The sequence below is a fragment of the Klebsiella sp. BIGb0407 genome, assembly GCF_024807845.1.
In the GTDB taxonomy this organism is placed as follows: domain Bacteria; phylum Pseudomonadota; class Gammaproteobacteria; order Enterobacterales; family Enterobacteriaceae; genus JGM124.
Genome location: NZ_JANUEQ010000002.1, coordinates 170,995 through 189,902, shown reverse-complemented (window position 1 = coordinate 189,902; position 18,908 = coordinate 170,995). Strand labels below are relative to the sequence as shown.

General features: G+C 47.4%; 13 protein-coding genes. 5 read left to right on the top strand and 8 right to left on the bottom strand.

Annotation, left to right across the window (positions count from 1 at the left end):
* The first annotated feature begins 111 nt into the window (after positions 1 to 111).
* From M2387_RS08070 to M2387_RS08060, 3 genes are read left to right on the top strand one after another with little or no spacing between them, the layout of a single operon-like run.
* Entirely contained in the window at positions 112 to 555 is a 444-nt protein-coding gene (locus M2387_RS08070) for a PTS sugar transporter subunit IIA (RefSeq protein WP_259048644.1), read from the top strand.
* 15 nt (positions 556 to 570) lie between these two features.
* The gene (locus M2387_RS08065) at positions 571 to 858 is read left to right on the top strand and encodes a PTS sugar transporter subunit IIB (protein WP_259048643.1); all 288 of its coding nucleotides are present in this window, start codon (positions 571 to 573) and stop codon (positions 856 to 858) included.
* A gap of 12 nt (positions 859 to 870) precedes the next feature.
* Positions 871 to 2,127 carry a PTS ascorbate transporter subunit IIC gene (locus M2387_RS08060; protein ID WP_259048642.1) on the top strand — a complete coding sequence of 419 codons (1,257 nt, stop codon included), beginning with the start codon at positions 871 to 873 and terminating at the stop codon, positions 2,125 to 2,127.
* Between the two features lie 56 nt (positions 2,128 to 2,183).
* On the opposite strand, the gene M2387_RS08055 is transcribed toward M2387_RS08060, so the two are convergent.
* Positions 2,184 to 3,197 (bottom strand): LacI family DNA-binding transcriptional regulator, encoded by a 1,014-nt coding sequence (locus tag M2387_RS08055; protein WP_259048641.1) that lies wholly within the window; start codon positions 3,195 to 3,197, stop codon positions 2,184 to 2,186.
* Positions 3,198 to 3,556: 359 nt separating this feature from the next.
* On the opposite strand from M2387_RS08055, the gene ascF reads away from it, so the two are divergent.
* Both ascF and M2387_RS08045 read left to right on the top strand, forming a co-directional pair.
* On the top strand, positions 3,557 to 5,011 hold the full coding sequence (gene ascF, locus M2387_RS08050; protein WP_259048640.1) for a PTS cellobiose/arbutin/salicin transporter subunit IIBC: 1,455 nt from the start codon (positions 3,557 to 3,559) through the stop codon (positions 5,009 to 5,011).
* Positions 5,012 to 5,039: 28 nt separating this feature from the next.
* Positions 5,040 to 6,470 carry a 6-phospho-beta-glucosidase gene (locus M2387_RS08045; RefSeq protein WP_259048639.1) on the top strand — a complete coding sequence of 477 codons (1,431 nt, stop codon included), beginning with the start codon at positions 5,040 to 5,042 and terminating at the stop codon, positions 6,468 to 6,470.
* Between the two features lie 102 nt (positions 6,471 to 6,572).
* Here M2387_RS08045 and M2387_RS08040 read toward each other — a convergent pair whose 3' ends face one another.
* Genes M2387_RS08040 through M2387_RS08010 form a run of 7 tightly spaced genes read right to left on the bottom strand, consistent with a single transcriptional unit; the run spans position 6,573 to position 18,908 of the window.
* The gene (locus M2387_RS08040) at positions 6,573 to 8,141 is read right to left on the bottom strand and encodes a formylglycine-generating enzyme family protein (RefSeq protein WP_259048638.1); all 1,569 of its coding nucleotides are present in this window, start codon (positions 8,139 to 8,141) and stop codon (positions 6,573 to 6,575) included.
* 48 nt (positions 8,142 to 8,189) lie between these two features.
* Positions 8,190 to 9,407: an ABC transporter permease gene (locus tag M2387_RS08035; protein WP_259048637.1), complete on the bottom strand. Its 1,218-nt coding sequence runs from the start codon at positions 9,405 to 9,407 to the stop codon at positions 8,190 to 8,192.
* The gene (locus M2387_RS08030) at positions 9,397 to 10,122 is read right to left on the bottom strand and encodes an ABC transporter ATP-binding protein (RefSeq protein WP_259048636.1); all 726 of its coding nucleotides are present in this window, start codon (positions 10,120 to 10,122) and stop codon (positions 9,397 to 9,399) included. The genes M2387_RS08035 and M2387_RS08030 overlap by 11 nt, the downstream gene beginning before the upstream one ends.
* The gene (locus M2387_RS08025; protein WP_259048635.1) at positions 10,122 to 12,083 is read right to left on the bottom strand and encodes a vWA domain-containing protein; all 1,962 of its coding nucleotides are present in this window, start codon (positions 12,081 to 12,083) and stop codon (positions 10,122 to 10,124) included. The genes M2387_RS08030 and M2387_RS08025 overlap by 1 nt, the downstream gene beginning before the upstream one ends.
* Positions 12,080 to 13,144 (bottom strand): hypothetical protein, encoded by a 1,065-nt coding sequence (locus M2387_RS08020; RefSeq protein ID WP_259048633.1) that lies wholly within the window; start codon positions 13,142 to 13,144, stop codon positions 12,080 to 12,082. The genes M2387_RS08025 and M2387_RS08020 overlap by 4 nt, the downstream gene beginning before the upstream one ends.
* Positions 13,144 to 15,852: a putative virulence factor gene (locus tag M2387_RS08015; RefSeq protein WP_259048632.1), complete on the bottom strand. Its 2,709-nt coding sequence runs from the start codon at positions 15,850 to 15,852 to the stop codon at positions 13,144 to 13,146. Before M2387_RS08015 ends, M2387_RS08020 begins: the two co-directional genes overlap by 1 nt.
* Positions 15,852 to 18,908, bottom strand: a complete 3,057-nt coding sequence (locus tag M2387_RS08010; protein WP_259048630.1) for a virulence factor SrfB — start codon at positions 18,906 to 18,908, stop codon at positions 15,852 to 15,854. Before M2387_RS08010 ends, M2387_RS08015 begins: the two co-directional genes overlap by 1 nt.

Here is an 18,908-nt window from a genome sequence, read left to right as displayed (position 1 = left end):
ACGTTTTCATGATAGCGCTACCAAATGGCGTCACAAAATGAGAGATCAATCACATTTATCTGTTTGTGAAAAATCTACTCTGCTTGCCATCACCACCTGGAGTCGTTAAGCATGCTAAAAAATTTATTAACCACAGAGGTTGTTCAGATAGTCGAACAGGCTAAAGACTGGCGCGATGCCATAGCGATATCCTGTCAGCCATTGATTGAAAATGGTTCGATAGAACCACGTTATGTTGAGGCTATCTACCGCTCTCATGAAGCGATTGGCCCTTATTATGTGGTTGGCCCGGGTATTGCCATGCCCCATGCTCGCCCTGAAGAAGGCGCAAACAAACTGTCTCTGGCGCTGACAGTGATTCCTTCTGGCGTAAATTTTGATGCCGATGAAAACGACCCGGTGAAACTGTTGATTGTGTTAGCGGCGACAGATAGCACAAGTCACATTGAAATCATTTCTCAGCTTGCTCAGTTATTCGATAACGAGCAAGACACTCAGGCCCTTTTACAGGCCACAACCGTGCCAGAAATCTTATCTGTCATTGCACGCTATTAATCCAGGAGTTCAGTTATGAAAATTACAGTGGTTTGTGGAAATGGTTTAGGTACCAGCCTGATGATGGAAATGAGCATCAAAAACATCCTGAAAGAGCTGTCCGTCAGCGCTGAAGTTGACCATGTCGATCTCGGTTCTGCCAAAGGAACGCCGAGTGATATTTTTGTCGGAACTAAAGACATTGCCGAGCAACTCGTTGCCCAGTCCGTCGCCGGGAAAATTGTTTCACTGGAAAATATGATCGATAAGAAAGCCATGAAAGAGCGCTTGTCGGTGGCATTAACCGAGTTAGGCGCACTTTAAGCTGAGGTCAGTATGGATTTCTTTCGTTTTTTGATGAGTGATGTGCTGTCAGAACCTGCCGTACTGGTCGGTTTTATCGCCTTAATTGGCCTGATTGCACAGAAAAAACCGGTGACAGAATGTATTAAAGGTACCGTCAAAACCATTATGGGTTTTGTGATTTTAGGTGCCGGTGCGGGTTTAGTGGTCTCATCATTGGGAGACTTCGCTAATATTTTCCAGCACGCCTTTGGTATACAAGGTGTCGTACCGAACAACGAAGCTATCGTTTCAGTTGCACAGAAAAGTTTTGGTAAAGAAATGGCGATGATTATGTTCTTCGCGATGGTTATCAATATTTTGATTGCGCGTTTTACGCCCTGGAAATTTATCTTCCTGACCGGCCATCATACCTTATTTATGTCAATGATGGTGGCGGTGATTCTGGCAACGGCAGGAATGACAGGTACGACCCTGATTGCAGTAGGCTCTCTGGTTGTCGGTGTGGCGATGGTCTTCTTCCCGGCGATTGCTCATCCATATATGAAGAAAGTCACCGGTTCTGATGATGTTGCTATCGGTCACTTTTCAACACTGTCTTATGTCCTGGCCGGCTTTATCGGTAGTAAATTTGGTAATAAAGCGCATTCAACGGAAGATATGAATGTGCCAAAAAGCCTGCTGTTTTTACGTGATACTCCGGTTGCCATCTCGTTCACAATGAGCATTATTTTCCTGGTCACCTGCTTTTTTGCCGGTGCGGATGTGGTGAAAGAGCTAAGTGGCGGTAAGAACTGGTTTATGTTCTCCATCATGCAGTCAATCACTTTTGCCGGTGGTGTCTACATCATCCTGCAAGGTGTACGTATGGTTATCGCGGAAATCGTCCCGGCATTTAAAGGTATTTCCGATAAGTTAGTGCCTAACGCGAAACCTGCGCTGGATTGCCCGGTCGTCTTCCCTTATGCACCGAATGCGGTACTGGTTGGCTTCCTGAGCAGTTTTTCAGCAGGCTTAATTGGTATGTTTGCTCTGTATCTGTTGGATATGACGGTTATTATTCCGGGTGTAGTACCACACTTCTTCGTGGGGGCAGCTGCCGGGGTCTTTGGGAACGCAACCGGCGGACGCCGTGGTGCAATTCTGGGTGCCTTTGCCCAAGGCTTGCTGATTACCTTCCTGCCAGTATTCCTGCTGCCAGTACTTGGCAATATCGGCTTCGCCAACACCACCTTCAGTGATGCTGACTTTGGTGCCCTGGGTATTCTGTTAGGGATTATTGTTCGTTAATTTTCACTGCGACGAATATCAAAAATAACGCCAGCTTCTTGCTGGCGTTATTACATTTATACGCCGGGGACATCCCCCACAGAATCCCTGATTTTTAATTCAGACGTAAAGATATTATCTTTTAAGAAATGCCCGCCATCGAGCATCGAAATAACCCGATGAATCACTTCATTAATCATTTCATTAACCGGATCTTTCACACTGGATAAAGCTGGCTTCAGGAAGGGAGCGGTTGGAATATCATCGAAACCGATAACGGATACCTGCTGAGGAACTGCAATACCTGTATCGTCCAGCGCTTTGATTGCCCCGATGGCCATATCATCATTGCTGGCCAGAATTGCGGTAAAAGGCGTAGCCTGGTGGTGTAACTTCATGACGGCCTGAACACCGCAAGTAGGCGTCCAGCGGCCTGGAATAATCAGTGATTCGGTAATATTTATTCCGTTTGCAGTCAACGCCTCTTTATAGCCAGCCAGGCGTTCAATGGCTGTCGGTGAGTCCATCGAACCGGTAATAAAGGCAATCTCTTTATGTCCGCGGGAAATTAAATATTGGGTGGCATTAAAACTGGAACCTTTATGATCGCAGACGATGCAGTGGCTCTGATTTTTTCTCAGTTTACGGTTCACGACCATAATAGGCTGGGGATGTTGCTCAATTATCTCATCCATCTGGCTAATGCTGAGAAAGCGGGGATAAACAATAATCGCATCACAGCGTAAGTCGAGCAGAAATTGAATCGCAGCCTGTTCTTCCTCGGCGCTGTGTTTGCCGTCAACCAGGATCAGTTGCCGGCCATTATCCTCAACCTTTTTGGCCGCCTGAGACAGGATTTCATTGAAGTAACTGCCCTGATAAAGATTGTTGGTCACCACCAGGCCAATACAGGCGGACTTGCTGGTCGAAAGGTTGCGCGCCAGCAAATTCGGGCGATAGCCCGTTTCCTCAATCGCCTGATACACCCGCGCTTTGGTTTCGTCACTGGTATAGCCTTTCCCTGACAACACACGCGAAACTGTCGCTTTTGATACGTTTGCCCGTTTCGCTACTTCCTGCATTGTAGACATGTCTTTATCCCGACCAATTGATACCGGAATCATTTTACACATTTTTTAACGTCAGAGATGCAGAGAACTGTGCCGCTATCAGAGCGAAGTCCATTTAAAACATGAATGAATTTGGTGAACCCGATCACATAAAATGACAATCGAATTAAAAATAAATTGAATTAATAACAAATAAAATAAATATTGTGTGGAACCGGTTACCTCTTTTGTTGCTCAGTAACATAAATACTCAATTAACGATAGAAATATCAGTTAATACATAAACTTAAATAAATCGCCATGAAACGGGATGTCTGGCCGTTACATTTAGTGCCCTATACCGCTGGATGTAGAGTGCGATTACAAGAGCTCATTTACCTATGTCCAAGAACTATGTGGCTGTTTCCCGTTCGATTGTTGATGCTATCGGCGGGGTCGAAAATATTACTGCTGTCACTCACTGTATGACTCGCCTCAGATTTGTGCTGAAAAATGACGAGCCCGTTGATATTCAAAAATTAAAAAGTATCAGTGGTGTGATGGGGGTGGTAAAAACCGATTCACAATGCCAGGTGATTATTGGCAATACCGTTTCTCAGGCTTATGCCGAAGTGATTAAATTGCTGCCGGAAGGTGCCGCTCAGGATACCCGACCGGCTGCCAAAACCGGCTGGTCTTTTCGTCGTGTCGGAGCCGGTATTCTTGATGCCTTGATTGGTACTATGTCACCACTGATCCCGGCTATCATCGGGGCATCAATGGTGAAGCTACTGGCCATGATCCTTCTCATGTCGGGTATCCTGACCAAAGACTCCTCAACCCTGATCGTGCTTAATGTGATTGGCGACGGTGCATTCTTCTTCCTGCCAATTATGGTGGCAGCCTCTGCTGCGGTTAAGTTCAAAACCAATATGTCACTGGCTATTGCCATCTCAGGGGTTATGGTACATCCGGCATTTATCGATTTAATGGCTAAAGCGGCTCAAGGTCAGCCCGTAGAGTTTATTGGTATTCCGATTACCGCCGTGAAGTACACTTATACCGTCATCCCAGCATTGTGTATGACTTGGATCCTTTCCTACATCGAGAAATGGGTCGATAAGATAACTCCGGCTGTTACCAAGAACTTCCTCAAACCGATGCTTATTTTTCTGATTGCCTCGCCGATTGCCATTATTTTTATTGGACCTGTCGGTATCTGGATTGGCAGCGGTATTTCATCCGTGGTCTATACCATTCACCATTATCTTGGCTGGTTATCGGTAGCGATTATGGGCGCTCTTTGGCCACTCCTGGTAATGACGGGTATGCATCGTGTCTTTACCCCAACCATCATTCAGACCATTGCCGAGACCGGTAAAGAGGGCATGGTCATGCCATCAGAAATCGGCGCAAACCTGGCACTGGGTGGTTCATCGCTGGCCGTTGCCTGGAAGACCAAAAATCCTGAGTTACGTCAGACTGCACTTGCCGCCGCTGCCTCTGCCATTGTGGCCGGGATCTCTGAGCCTGCACTCTACGGTGTCGCTCTGCGTCTCAAAAGACCCTTGGTAGCAAGTTTAATTACCGGATTTTTCTGCGGTGCCGTCGCCGGAATTGGCGGGTTAGCGAGTCACTCTATGGCGTCACCCGGGCTCTTTACCAGCGTGCAGTTTTTTGATCCACAAAACCCGATGAGCATCGTCTGGGTATTTGGCGTCATGATTATGGCGGTGGTGATGTCATTTATTGTGACCTTGTTACTTGGCTTTGAAGATATTCCTGTAGAAAAACAAAATGATAATAAAGAGCCTGTTGAGCAGAAAGTTTCTCAGCCTCAGCAGGCTAACGCCTGAATTAATTAACGGATAAGGAAAAATACGCATGTCCACATCAAGATTTCCCGACAACTTCCTTTGGGGGGGAGCCATCTCTGCGAATCAGGCCGAGGGGGCATACCGTGAAGGAGGAAAAGGGCTGACTACGGTGGACATGATCCCCCACGGCAGTAATCGAATGCCGGTTAAACTGGGCCAGGAACAGCGCTTTAGCCTGCGTGAGGATGAATATTACCCCAGCCACCAGGCTATCGATTTTTATCATCATTATAAAGAAGATATTGCGCTGCTTGCTGAGATGGGATTCAGCGTGTTCAGAACCTCTATTGCCTGGAGCCGCCTTTACCCTAATGGCGATGAATTAACGCCGAATGCGGAAGGGATCGCTTTTTATCGGGATCTGTTTACCGAATGCAGAAAATACGATATCGAACCCCTGGTGACCTTGTGTCACTTCGATGTGCCGATGCATCTGGTGATTGAATATGGCTCATGGCGTAACCGGAAAATGGTCGATTTCTTTAGCCGTTATGCCCGTACCTGCTTTGAAGAGTTTGATGGTCTGGTGAAATACTGGCTGACCTTCAATGAAATTAACATCATGCTACATAGCCCATTCTCTGGCGCGGGTCTGGTATTCAGTGCTGATGAAAACCCTGATCAGGTTAAGTATCAGGCGGCTCACCATGAGTTAGTCGCCAGCGCTTTAGCCACCCGTATTGCCCATGAAGTTAACCCGAAAAACCAGGTTGGCTGCATGCTGGCGGGGGGCATTTTTTACCCCTGGTCATGCAAGCCTGATGATGTCTGGGCGGCACTGAATAAAGACCGTGAAAATCTCTTTTTTATTGATGTCCAGGCGCGTGGTCATTACCCGGCTTACGCAGCTCGGTTATTCAAAGAAAAAGGTATTTCACTGGTGATAGAGCCGGAAGATGAAGAGATCCTTACCAATACCGTCGATTTTGTCTCTTTCAGTTACTACGCTTCCCGCTGTACGTCTGCTGAAATGAATGAGCAAAATAGTAGTGAAGCTAACGTAGTTAAATCACTGAAAAACCCGCATATCAAAGTGAGTGACTGGGGGTGGGGCATCGATCCATTGGGCTTACGCATCACAATGAATATGATGTATGACCGCTATCAGAAGCCACTCTTCCTGGTTGAGAATGGCCTTGGTGCACGGGATGAAGTCACTGCCGAGGGTGAAATCAACGATGATTATCGCATTGACTACTTGCGCAACCATATTAATGCCATGGGCGAGGCAATAGAAGACGGCATTCCGGTTATCGGCTATACCACCTGGTCCTGCATCGACCTGGTTGCCGCTTCTACCGGGGAGTTAAGTAAGCGCTACGGCTTTATTTATGTCGATCTTGATGACCAGGGCCTGGGAACGCGTGAACGTAAGAAGAAAAAATCCTTCTACTGGTATCAGAAAGTGATTGCGAGTAATGGGGCAGATCTGGAGTAAGGGATAATTGAAAAGAGGTGACTGAAAATAGTCACCTCTTTGAACCCGCTAATGATCGATTGTTATCTTTAACGTTTGATAATGAGGATGCGTCATTTCTCGCTATTTACTTGGGCCAACCAGCTTGCAGGTTTCCAGCCAGCCAGCGGTATCAATTTTTCCGTTTGCCAGATATTGCTGCTGATTTTTCCAGTGGGCTGCCAGGAATGGTTTCAGACCGGAGAGACGCTTGTTAATAGTCAGCATTTGATCAAACACTGAAAATTCGTGTTTGAGTCCTTCCTGTCCGTATAACGTTGCGGAGTCAACCAGACTACTTGCGTAATAACTGGTTAGTTGCTGGAGCCTATCTTTTTGTTCGCCCAATTTAGTTTTACGAGTCGCACAATGGGCATCATTTTCATCTTTATCTTTGCATAGCGCTTCATAATTCTGATTCAGAAAATCAAGAAAACGACCATCATCCTGTAGTTTAGTGCATAGGAATGAGCCTAAGTTATGGCTGGCACGAATCGATTGGGCGCGATCTTCTTGCTGTTTCTGATTACTGGCACGTAATTGATTTTCGAGACCTTTGAGTTTTTGTTTTAGCTCCGCATCATCAACAGCAGAGGCAAGGCTGCCTAACTCTCTGGCTGTGTCTTTTGTTTCGTCTTTTTGTTTTTCAGCATGCTGATTATCGGCACCTAGCGTTTTCCAGCTTTTTTCTAGCTGTTTAACTCTATCCTGCGAGGTGATGGTCGGGGCCACTAAGACCAAACGAAGACCAATACTTTTGCTAATCGATGGTGTTGCATTGTCGTAGTAATTAACTTCTCTACGAGCCGCACTACGAACTTCTGACTGATTTGACTGGAAGCTACCACCCCGTACGACAAAGCCCCCGGCCTGACCATGTAGTCGGTTCAGCTTATTAAGATAAAAAGGGGTAAACATCATCTCGGATACATTACCGAGCATATCATGTAAACCGAGGGGGTTTGGTTCAAGCAACCCTACCAGCTGTATTTTACCGTTGGAAGACTGAGCTCCTGAAAACCATTCATATTTTTTAATATCATCCATCGGATAGCGTACATCACGAAACTCAGCGCTATTAACTTTCAGACCACCACGGGCGGCAAACTCCCATTCGACTTCAGTCGGGAGTCTTAAAAATCCAGGTTTACCGTCTTCTTCAGGTAACTTATCGATGGCGTTTGTTCGTAGCCATTGGTTATATTTATCGGCGACGCTGACTGCATCAAACCAGCTCATGCCTGTTGCGGGTATGTTCAACTTACGTGAAACTGTGGGACAGGTTCCTTCCGTTAAGGCTTGATACTGTAAAGCGGTGAGAGGGTACTTGGCCATCAAGTAATAACGACCTTTACCCTGTTTGCCATTATTAAAGCTTCCGGCAATAAAAGCAGGGTAACTGTGTTCGATAACGCCCCATTCTCCACTGTCCTCTCCTAAGGTTACAGGCAGGTCATCAAGCGGGCTATCCATCGGGATTTCAATCCGACGAAATACCATTGATCCCTCACAAGGCATAGGCAAAATGATATCTTCGTCAGCCGGTTTCGGATTATAAGCCTTATCAGGCCATGAATCGGCCAAAACGGGCGATATATTGGCGAGCACGCCAACCACTACCCAGCAGCGCATTGAGGAAAGAGTTGAGGTCACAGATTGTCTCCACGAAGAATAAATTGAGTAGAAAATAAGATGTTCAGATCACACCTCTCGCAAGCTCTGGGCGGGGTCAATCTTAATTGCACGATAGGCGCTAATACTGGCAACGATGAGTGCAATCACTACGGTTAGCGCCATGGCTAACAGGCTGTGCTCAAGTGTGATTTTGCAAAGCATTTCTTCGGTAGCGAGCGTTCCGGATAACACCTGATTAAAGACTTGGCTGGCGATAAGGTAGATGCCATAACCTCCAGCATAAGCCAGAATACTGAGCAAACAGCCCTGGAATACCACATAGAGTCCTACCTGTAAGCCAGTAAAACCGAGCAAGCGTAGGACGGCAATATGCTTACGTTTACGATCGATATTCGCGATAAATGAACCGGTAAGAGAAGCGATACAACCGATCAGCGCGGTGGCTGCAATAATGTTGAAAATAATCCCCAGCACTCGGTTGATGCTTTTTACATTTTCAATATCTGCGAGTCTGCTGGTGGTTTCGATGCGTTGTACCCTCAAATCTTGCTCAAGGCTGGCAACGCTATCAATATCTTTGGCATAAAGGCGGGCACGAGCATAGCGTGCGGGTTTGTTGCTGATAAGTTCCTGACCGTTACTGACGCCAAGCGCCGGAGCCGCGTAACCATCTCTGAAATTCTCCAGCATCATTAACAGCGCTGGCTGGGTAAAAATCGCTGCGCGGTTAAAATAGGTCGCAGGTAATATCCCCGCCACGGTCAGGTTTTTTCGCCCCCATTCCAGACGACCTTCAAGCTGGCGACTCACACGCAGGGTAATAGTATCGCCGATATTAACGCTCAGCTTGCGGACCGCTTCTGCGGTCAGAATGACCTCATCTTCGTGATTAATCTTAAGATCTGCTAACAGCGGATCACCGTCAGAAGTAGGGATAACCTCAACATTTTCAATGAAATGACGACTATCACTTTGCAAGTCAGCGAGAGTATTGAGTGAACGTGTCTGCCCGATAGCAAAGCCGACATCCGGGCGTTGACGTAATTGCTCTATCCAGGCCTGGTCGTAGCTTCCACTGCTCAGCATACGGATCTCAAGGTTACGCGGGTCTGTCGCCAGGTCATCCTGCAATTGGCTGACAATACCAAATCGCAAACCGAAGAGCAGGAGCAGGGGGGCAATAACGGCAATTAACGAAGAAACAATACAAAAAGAGATAATCCGATCATGCCATAGATCTTTTAGCGCTAAACGACTTAGCAGTAAGGTTCTGTCAGGGAGCAAAATAGGTCCCCTTTTGCGTTTCAGATGAATTTTCTGATATTTCAGAGAAGCGAGCGACAAGGGCAGGTAAATTGAAACTCTGCACTAGCGGCCAGTCATGACAAACGACCAGAGCCATCATTCCCTCCTGAGAAACCAAATCAATAAATAGACTAAACAGCTGCCGGGCATTATGTGGATCAAGTGCTGCGGTAGGTTCATCGGCCAGTACCAGACTTGGGCGATGGGCTATCGCGCGTGCAAATGCCGTTCTCTGTCTTTCACCAAATGATAATTGTGCCGGATACTTCGCTAAAAGCGGCGCCAGTTTTAGGGCTTCAATTATTCTATTTAGCATTGCCTTATCGGGATGTGTTCCGAGTAACTGACTGGGCAAGTGAATGTTATCTTGCACGGTCAGATAAGGAAGGAGTCCGCCATTTTGCAGAACAAACCCCAGCTGACGGGAACGAATATTTGCCAGTTCAGTTTGCTTATGCGCATTGAGTAAGGCAGCAACATTGAGAGTCTGGCTATTATCTCTTAGCTCGAAGCGCCCAATTTTACTGGGATGCAGTAGCAGTCCAAGGGCTTCAAGCAGCGTGCTTTTACCACAACCACTTTCACCGGTAATCGCCATCACCTCACCCGGCCGCAACCTAAGCTGCGGCAGGTAAACATGGTGGGCCTGACGACCCAGGCCACGGACTACACAAAGATCTTCAATGTGTAGCATCAGGGCATCATTTCCAGCGGTACAGGGTAGACGCGATCGCGTGGATCGCTCTCTTTGGCAAGCTCTACCCAACGATCCACATCCGCATTATATTTTTGGTAGTGGCGCAGTTTAGATGAGAGAGTACGGATAAATTTTTCCTGGGACAGGCCATCCCAGCTTTTCCATGTTTCTTCATCTAAATTGAGAACATCACTGCGATAAGGTAAATCAGCAAGGTATTCCCCAAGGACACCTAACTGATTAATGTTGGTGTTATCCTGTTGTTTTAACTGGTTAGGATCCGCTCCCATGGTTGCGGCGACGGTACGTAACTGTTCAAACATTTTTTCCGGGGAGATCATACCTTCATTGGCGGCTTGCAGAATTTGGTTCACCACATCACTCAAATCGCTCAATTGTCCTTTCGTCAGCAGTACCCGAACATCCGTGGTGGGAATATTCTGCTTAATAAGGTCACGGTCACTGATCCAGGCTTTAAACACCAGTGGTGCCTGGGTATCGTTCTTTTTACCCAGATAAGCGAGCTGCATGGCATGACCGATTAATGCGGTATCTTCGAGTAATTTCTGCTCTTTTGTCAGAGTTTTACCATCACCTTTAGAATAGAGTGCGCTACCTATGGCAGCATCACCCATATAGGCGGATTTAACCTGCTCGGTAATTGCGGCTGCCAGGGCATCAACCTGTTGACCAAACATTTTCAGGTCACCGGCATCGACTGCCTGGTAGAGGTTGGACTGGGTACTGTCGAAGTTAGAGAGATCCCGGTACTGGTTCTCTGCTTTAGTATGATTATCTTTACCACCTGGTGTTTTCAGGTGCAGGGTATAGATAGCAATGCCCCGATTACCGGCTTCCAGCCTTAATTGATTCGAGTCGAGGCCTGTACCGGACAATTTATTGTCACCGTCAATGGCACCGGCATCGGTGATTAACACCATATAACGGGCCCCGTATGGGCTCCAGTCAATCTCATCAATAGCCGATAACACACCGGCATAGGCATCTTCGTCATATAACGAACTGGAGACTTTAGCCTCTTTCAGATCGGCTACCTGTTTAAGGAAATCCTCACCATCTTTAACCTTGTTCGGATCTGCGTAAATTTTAGTTCTGTATTCCAGACCCGGTACGACTTTGTTGTTTGAGCGGAATGAAACCAGGCCAAATTTTACCTGATCCTGCAAATGCTCTTGTTTTATCTTATCAAAGACTTTATTCACCGCCTCCTTGGTACGCTCAATATAAGGGCCCATTGAAATGGTGGAATCAATCACGAAGACGACGGAGGCCTTAAATCCTTTAAGCTGGTTAACGTCATCTTCTTGTTTTTGAATGACGTTTGCTTTGCTCACGGAAGCCACGTTAAGTAAACGAGTATAGAACCCGTCTTCTGTCATGATTTCTTCGCCGCTTAAAATAGGTAACAGATAAAACTGTTTTTGCAGATCAACAAAATATTCTGGCTCCTGCGCCAGCACTTCATCTGAATGACCCTCGCGTTTCAGTTTTGCCCGTAATGGTGCGAGAACAGAGACCGGGTCAGGAGTAGAAAGAATATCATCCAGACTTTTTCTCTCTTTGAAAAACAGCAGCGAGTCGCGGTTAGCGGGGTTAGTAAAAGCCAGGGTTAACTGCATTTTCCAGTCAACGGTGCAGGCCTGAGGCAGCCAGCCAATGGTTTTGCCATAGCTATCAGGCCCTACTTTGACCCAGCTTGCGCCATTAATGTCTTCTTTTTGATAAACATAAAAACTGCTGAAGGCGGGCTGTACTGTGCCTTTATCATCACCCGCATTGCTTCCCAGGGTACAACCTGGCGTTGTCAGTACTCGTTGGAATAAGGTTTTTTTTCCTTCTTGCAGCAGGGGCTTATCTCCATCTACTGCCGCTACTTGGGTACCGAAGAACAGGCCGAATAAGGGTAAAGTGAATCTAAGACAATGTCGGATACTCATTTACCTAGCTCCTCAAGGCGCTGTTTAGCCGTCTGATTATCAGGATCTGATTGGAGGGCAGTTTCATACCAATAGACAGCGGTATCAGCGTCAGGGTCTTTGAAGCATTCACTGGCTTGATGATATTTAGGATCGTATTCACCCGCGTAGGCAAGGGCTATTTGACTATCACCCCCTTGAGCCCGGTTAGCGTAAAGACGCTGAGCGACACCACATTTATGCGCATCTTTAGCGGCCTGAATGATAGCCAGTAGCTGCTGATTGTCGAGTTTTTGCTGTACACAGCTTTGTACAAAATCGAGTTCGCTCTGGCTATTCAGATTAGCAGTCGTGCATGCACTAGCTGATACAGCAGGTGCTGCAAGTGCAACTGGTTCTGCTGGTGTTGCCGGTTCTGCTGGCGCTGCAGGTTCTGCTGGTGGAGTAATAGCTGCGGGTGTTTCAGGCTGTTTTTCTGCTGTCACGGAAATATCATCGACACTTTTTTGCCCTAAAAACCACCATAATGCTGCGATAGCAATCAACAGTACCAATAGCGTGGCAATTATCATTGGGACGCGAGATGAACGTGATTTAGGTTTACGTTCATCAGCAGCGGCTATGGGTGGCAACGGAGCGGCTTCTGGCTGTACGGCAGGTTCTGTTGTAACGACAGGTTCAGGGGAGGGCGTGCTTAATACACTACTGCCAATATAATCCCCGGTCTGGCCGCGAGCATTGGATGAGAACAACTCATCGCGGACGAGTTGCAGCGTGGTACGACGTATCTCGCCGGAGCTGAGCTTAGCTTGAATAAGTACCTGACTGGTATGTTCCAGGAGCGGATCAAGCAGAGTGGGGCCAATAGGGAAGCCACTACCCGTATTTAATGGATAGCCGCCCTCGATAGTAAACCAATGGGGGGCTGGGCTCCAACTACCATCGGGCTGCAAATAATTCTGCTCATTATTGCAAAGAGTAAAGGTCAGGCTAGAGAGTATGGCCTGTTCATTTCGCAGGCGAACCATCAATTGTGCTGTACCTGGCTGTGCAGGTTGGCTGGCGAAGATTTTAGCTTGCATTAGAGAGTCTCTTGTTTCAATTGGTCGATAATTTGACCAAGCTGGCGATTATGTTCGAAGGAGATATCGCGCGTGGCGCTATGGCCTGCGTTGTCCAAAATCAGAGTCATCAAGGCTGACAGCCAGTCACCCATATAAGAGAGGCCAGGCTGTGGGGCGATAGCGGCTAATTGAGGAAGTTCATCGCTAGCCAGTGTCGTCTGACGAACAAAAATTTTATTTTTCTCGCCAATATAACTATTAGGAAGTTTTTCTGATGGTAATGACAGGTAACCGAACCAGGCAATAAAATCACGCAGAGCCAGCTGAGCACGCAACACCTGGCGAGCGACCAATTGCGCTCGGAGAGTACCTGCTTGTTCCTGACCCGCCAGCGCCTGTTTTAATGTCCCTTCAAGATCCAGACGAGTCGCTGTGGTGACCAGTTCTTCGCTAAGCAGATTAATCAGCTCGTGATTTATACCCAACTGATGCCAGTAAGTTGTCTGTAATGGCAAATCTCTTAGATGAGCGACCCATGCTTTGAAGACTTGATGAGCAAACTCGTCATCCTGACCTATTCTTTCCGAGGTCGATGTTGATTCAGTCGTTGCAGGTTGTTCTGCGGCTTGAGTACCGGCAAAAGGACTATCACCAAAAGGGTTATTACCAAAAGGATTATTACCAAATGGGCTGGTGGCAAATACTTGATGGGGACGACGATCGGCCGTTATTTCTGTGGTTTGATCCTCGGAGCGAATACTCAGATAGATATTATATAATTCGCTACCAGGCAGCTCCAGACGACTGATTATTTCCCCTATACACTGCGGGCTGGCTGATAAACCTTGCCATAGCTCCTGGGCAATCGCTTGTTTTTTAACTCTCTGGCCATCACCATCTTGTTCATACCAACGGCCAAGCCTTTGTTCGCCTAAGTCCTTACGGCACTGCACTAACTGATCGCGCAGGCGCTGTAATTTGAAATCGAGATGGGCAACACCGCGTAGCGCCTGACTAAGACGTAACATACCGCCATCGTTTAGTGCGAGCATCGCTTGCCATGCCGCTTGTGGTTCCTCAATATGTTGAGTCACATTTTTACTGCTGATAAAGGTGCTACCCATTTTGTCGAGGACATCATGGTAGCGTTTCGCCAGGGATACCTCTTTAAGCTTTTCCTGCCCGGGCTCGTTTTCAAGATCCAGGAAGGGATTATCGATCCCCGGTTTACGTACCAGAAAACAGTTTTTAAACGTTTTACCCGGAGCCCACTGTTGTAGCCAGTCATAATGAGCAAAACGTTCAAGCAGCGTAATATGCAGCATGCCTTCCCAGCCATCTTTCAACTGGCTTTCAGTATGTGTCAGGCTGTTAGTAATACGCATATCGCACATGGTAATGGCCCAGAATAGCCCAGGTTTACTATGACCACGCTCTTCGGCATTTTTACCCTGGGTCTTTTCCACCCAACGGTTTAATACCGGGCCGACATCGGCGACATCACTTTGTTTGGCCGCACTGGCACACACCACCAGGGCATTCATCTCCTGGTTATCGGTATAGCGTTCGAAAAGATAGGCCACCTTACCGCGGAGCAGTAATTGCGAAATTGGGTTAAGACCATCGCGTCCGGCTTCTTCTAGCTTGGTTATTTTGAGACGTCCACGATAGCCGGGGAAGTCGAGTAAATCGACCTGCTCCACCACGCTACCGCTGACCACCTCTGCCAGCGGGAAAATCAGTTCTGCCGTTAAGGCGGTTAACTCGGCTTGTGATAAGGAGGCACTACCTAACTGTTTATCCTCTTTCCAGAAGCGTATATCGACGTTACGGTCTTGATGTGAGCCCAGACGATTAAGGCTATCGACGTTCATAATGCTGCCATTACTATGATCGATAAGTGTTTCCAGAGGGGCAAATACCATGCTGGCATGGTTGAATTTTGCCAGCACATTCGCCAGCGAACGATAGGTTTCCGTCAGGACTGGCTGTTCACCCCATAGTAGAGAGAACAGTTCAGCACGCTCATTGGGGCTGAGTCTGGGGGCAATCTTAAGGACTTGAGGCCAATAGGCATGCTCAAGTTTTTCCACTGATTTTTTAAATGATGCATTGAGGTAGTCCCATAACGCGACCACATCTTCACTACTGACACCATTATAGGCGACATTTTTGTCGGCTCGTTGCAAGAAAGGTCTCAGGCGTTCTTCAATATGACTTTGATCGAGTTGATGACTCAATTGCTCATGGTTGAAGTCATTAAACCAGGTATTCGCGAGGATCTTTGCCAGGTCAATTTCACTGAATAAGCGTAGTGGCACCGGATAGCCTGCTGGAGCATCAGGGGCTTGTCGGGTAAAGCGAGTCACCAGACCGGTTGCTTCTTTACCGCCACCAACGGGGTTAACTTCTTTAATAAAGTCTACCCGTTGGCTGCCATAAATGGCCTCTAGCTCTCCATGACTTCCCGCCGCGAGTGCCGAGATAAGATAGGACTTACCGGCCTGAGATATCCCAAAGAAACCGACAGTCATGGGCGTGCTGGACACTTGAGTCAGACTGTTGGCGAGATTACCGGTACGTAGCAAGCTTAAGTTAAGCTTGTCCGCTTCATTGTCCAGGCGACGGGAGCCCACCCGTACATCATCTACCCAGCTCAATGCATCTCGGCAACCCTGAGCGATAGCTGTCCAACCTTGAGTGAGGGATTTTTGTTCACTATTCATTATTTTTTAACACTCCCGCTATCGAGCCAGTGCCGACTATCAATGAGCCCGGTATCAGGCATCGTATTGAGTTCCAGTTCTAAATCTCGTTTGCTAAATGATTTATCCGTATTGCTGCTCACATCATCAATAACCAGACGATCGCTGATCAGACCTAATTTGCGGGCTTGCTTCCCTTTCGTAATGGCAAGTCTGACTTTGAGGTAAGGTGAACCTGAGTCCATCGAGGTCGCGGAAGAGAATTTTTTACGGCCATCTTCGCTAAATCGCAAAGTATACAGAGGGGATGCGGACCAGCGTTCAGCATCTAACTGGCGATAACCTAAGCGTAAATCACCCCGCATAACGATGCTCTGCGTCGTCGTTTCTCCCGCTGAATTTGTGATGACGGGGAGTTTTATTTGACCCTCTTCTGACTCGATATGGCGATAGACAACATTAGAGTCATGGATCAGATTATCCATATCGATGATGCCAATATGGCGGATAGTCGAATAGGGTTTCAGTTCCGAGGTGCGGAAATGGAAGTTAGGAATACTGTGGTTAGCGCAGAGTTGCGATAACATCGCACCCACTGATGCGGTACTTTTAGGATCGTCAATACGCCCATTTTTATGGAACGGATACCAGGTCCCTGTTTGATAGTCATGTAGTGCTAAAATCCGCCCTGGAGGAAGAGGCAGATTACGGCGAATAATAACTTGGATACCGGGTAGTTGTGACGGTCGGCCGGTCAGTAACAACAGATCGCAATGGTAGTGGGATAAAACTTCACATAATGCGGTGAGGACTTTATCGATGTTGAGCTTACCTGAACAGATATCGCTGTGCATCTTTGTCAGTGACAAATTGAGCTGGATATCAGCCAGCTTGAAATCATTAGGGCCACCCGCTTTTTGCACTTCACGACGGACAAAGTTTTCGACTGCTTCACGAATACTGCCATCAGGGAGTAATTCACGAACCGGTTGATTAATCACTAAGTGGGTCTGTTCATCCTGTGGATCAAACTGTTCGTAGCTGCTCAGGATATACAGGGCCAGTGGCACAAAGAGCTGTAAGCTAAGTTGCTGGCGCAGAACGGCTTCAGCCGCACTAATATTTTGTGAACCGCATAACTGGGACATCAGCGTGTCAACGGTTCTCACTCCTGCCTCTCGCAGCGCTTGCTCAAAGGTGGGCAGAATATAAATCTGAATAACATCTAACAGAATGTCATCGCCAGCAATTTTGAAGCTATCCCGAAAACGTTGATCGGGAACGATATGAACATTGGCCCCGCCACTGGTTAGGCCATTACTATCCAGTTTATAGTCGGTAATCACGAGGTCTGTTGTACCCCCGCCAATATCTATCGAGGCAATAGTAATAGCATCTCGTTCTTTACGGTCAGGGCGACCCAGCGTATTGAAAAATACCTCCGGGTGACCGGCGAAGTTTTGATTGATCTCCGTGTAGAGATAGACCAACTGAGCACAGGAGGCTTCATCCCATTCGACTCTAATTTTAGGCAATGGGATCTTAATCAGTGATTCGTTTTCATCGGCATAAGGATCATTTTCACCAGTATGCCAGCGCAATGATTTCCAGACTAAACCGACCGCCTGACGCATTCTGTCATCAAGCATGCAGCGTTCTGCCATTGGCATACCGGGTGGAACCGTCAGAATAATATGGCGCAACTGTCGGGGAATACCGGCATGCCCCTGACGAATACGCTGCTCCGGGCTGTTTATTTGGCTAATAGCTTGCGTTAATACTTCAGCCAGCATGAAGGTCATCAGGGAGCTACGTGAATAGCGCGGGGTGAAGACGGGAATACGATCCATCTCGTCTTCTATGGTATGTAACGCCTCGCCTCTTTCATCGATTAAATTAGCAAATGGCGCTGCGGTTGCTAATGGATTGGTATCTTGTACATAGCTGCCATTAAAATGCCAGCCTTGGTCATAAAACTTCTCATCCCACAAGTAACGCTTGGGGCTGGAGAGTCCGGTAGAACCCTCACTCCCCCGACGGCGTGCCGCTAAACGGGTTGCTTCACCGCCAATACGGGCAATGGTTGGCCATTGAAAAGCATCGTGACGGCCACTACGCACCGAATGATGATCTTTACCGAAAAATGCCTGTGAGAACTCAACTCGGCTTTCAAAGGGATCGGTATAGATATGTTCAGGCGCACTGAGATCGCGTAGTTTCAGGACATAATTCTGTGTCAGACCTGATCCAGATTGCCTGTGATCTTCAATCAGAATGCCACAGGTTCGGGAGTTACCCACATCCAGTATCAAATCAACGGGGATGGGCTTAATACCATTAATTTCACGGTTGGCGGTTACCCGAAATTGTGGCAACGGGATAGTCGGTTTGGTTTCAATTTGTGCTCCCTCTACCGGAATTGCCATTAATGACAGGATATTAAGGTAATGGGCTAAGGGATATTGCTGTTTGACTTCTTCCTGGTATTCGACAATATCCTTACCTTTATTAGTATCTTTAAATACTTCTTCCAGCCAGCCTTTAACCCAATCCAGCGTCAGATACCAGTTGAGAGCATAGGTTGCGGTCGCCACCGCAAAAGTTGCGCCCGCATTCACATCTTCCTGGTTTGGACTCAGATCGGCAGCAGCTTGTTGCTTGGCCATAATTCGGGTATCGATAGCCAGCGTCATGCGGTGACTATGGCCATCGATATCAGGTTCAGGCAGTTTAACTAAGCGAAAACGAGCCCAGTTTAGCGGTCCTTCCTGATAGATATTCGGAGGGCTAAAACGAAACAGCGGTAGAGGTAGCCAGACAGAATCAAATAATTTCAGGCTCTGCTCAACGGGAATATCGTACTGGCTTTTGGCCTGCTCGATGCTATCAGGAGCCGGTTGATAGAAAGAATAATCGCGTAGCTCGTTGTAGATAAGACGGGTCAGCACCCCGTTGGCTAATTTGACAAAATCACCTGCGGGCAGGCCCGCTGGAGTCAAACCAAAATCCATAAATTGGATGCCGGAGTCACCGACTAAGGTGATTTGACGATCATAAGAAACAATCTCAGGTAACAT

What these genes read in the sequence shown, in the direction of transcription:
- M2387_RS08060 (WP_259048642.1), top strand. Translation starts at nt 871, where the DNA reads ATGGATTTCTTTCGTTTTTTGATGAGTGATGTGCTGTCAGAACCTGCC.
- M2387_RS08010 (WP_259048630.1), bottom strand. Translation starts at nt 18,908, where the DNA reads ATGTTACCTGAGATTGTTTCTTATGATCGTCAAATCACCTTAGTCGGT.
- M2387_RS08070 (WP_259048644.1), top strand. Translation starts at nt 112, where the DNA reads ATGCTAAAAAATTTATTAACCACAGAGGTTGTTCAGATAGTCGAACAG.
- M2387_RS08045 (WP_259048639.1), top strand. Translation starts at nt 5,040, where the DNA reads ATGTCCACATCAAGATTTCCCGACAACTTCCTTTGGGGGGGAGCCATC.
- M2387_RS08020 (WP_259048633.1), bottom strand. Translation starts at nt 13,144, where the DNA reads ATGCAAGCTAAAATCTTCGCCAGCCAACCTGCACAGCCAGGTACAGCA.
- M2387_RS08025 (WP_259048635.1), bottom strand. Translation starts at nt 12,083, where the DNA reads ATGAGTATCCGACATTGTCTTAGATTCACTTTACCCTTATTCGGCCTG.
- ascF (WP_259048640.1), top strand. Translation starts at nt 3,557, where the DNA reads ATGTCCAAGAACTATGTGGCTGTTTCCCGTTCGATTGTTGATGCTATC.
- M2387_RS08055 (WP_259048641.1), bottom strand. Translation starts at nt 3,197, where the DNA reads ATGTCTACAATGCAGGAAGTAGCGAAACGGGCAAACGTATCAAAAGCG.
- M2387_RS08015 (WP_259048632.1), bottom strand. Translation starts at nt 15,852, where the DNA reads ATGAATAGTGAACAAAAATCCCTCACTCAAGGTTGGACAGCTATCGCT.
- M2387_RS08030 (WP_259048636.1), bottom strand. Translation starts at nt 10,122, where the DNA reads ATGCTACACATTGAAGATCTTTGTGTAGTCCGTGGCCTGGGTCGTCAG.
- M2387_RS08065 (WP_259048643.1), top strand. Translation starts at nt 571, where the DNA reads ATGAAAATTACAGTGGTTTGTGGAAATGGTTTAGGTACCAGCCTGATG.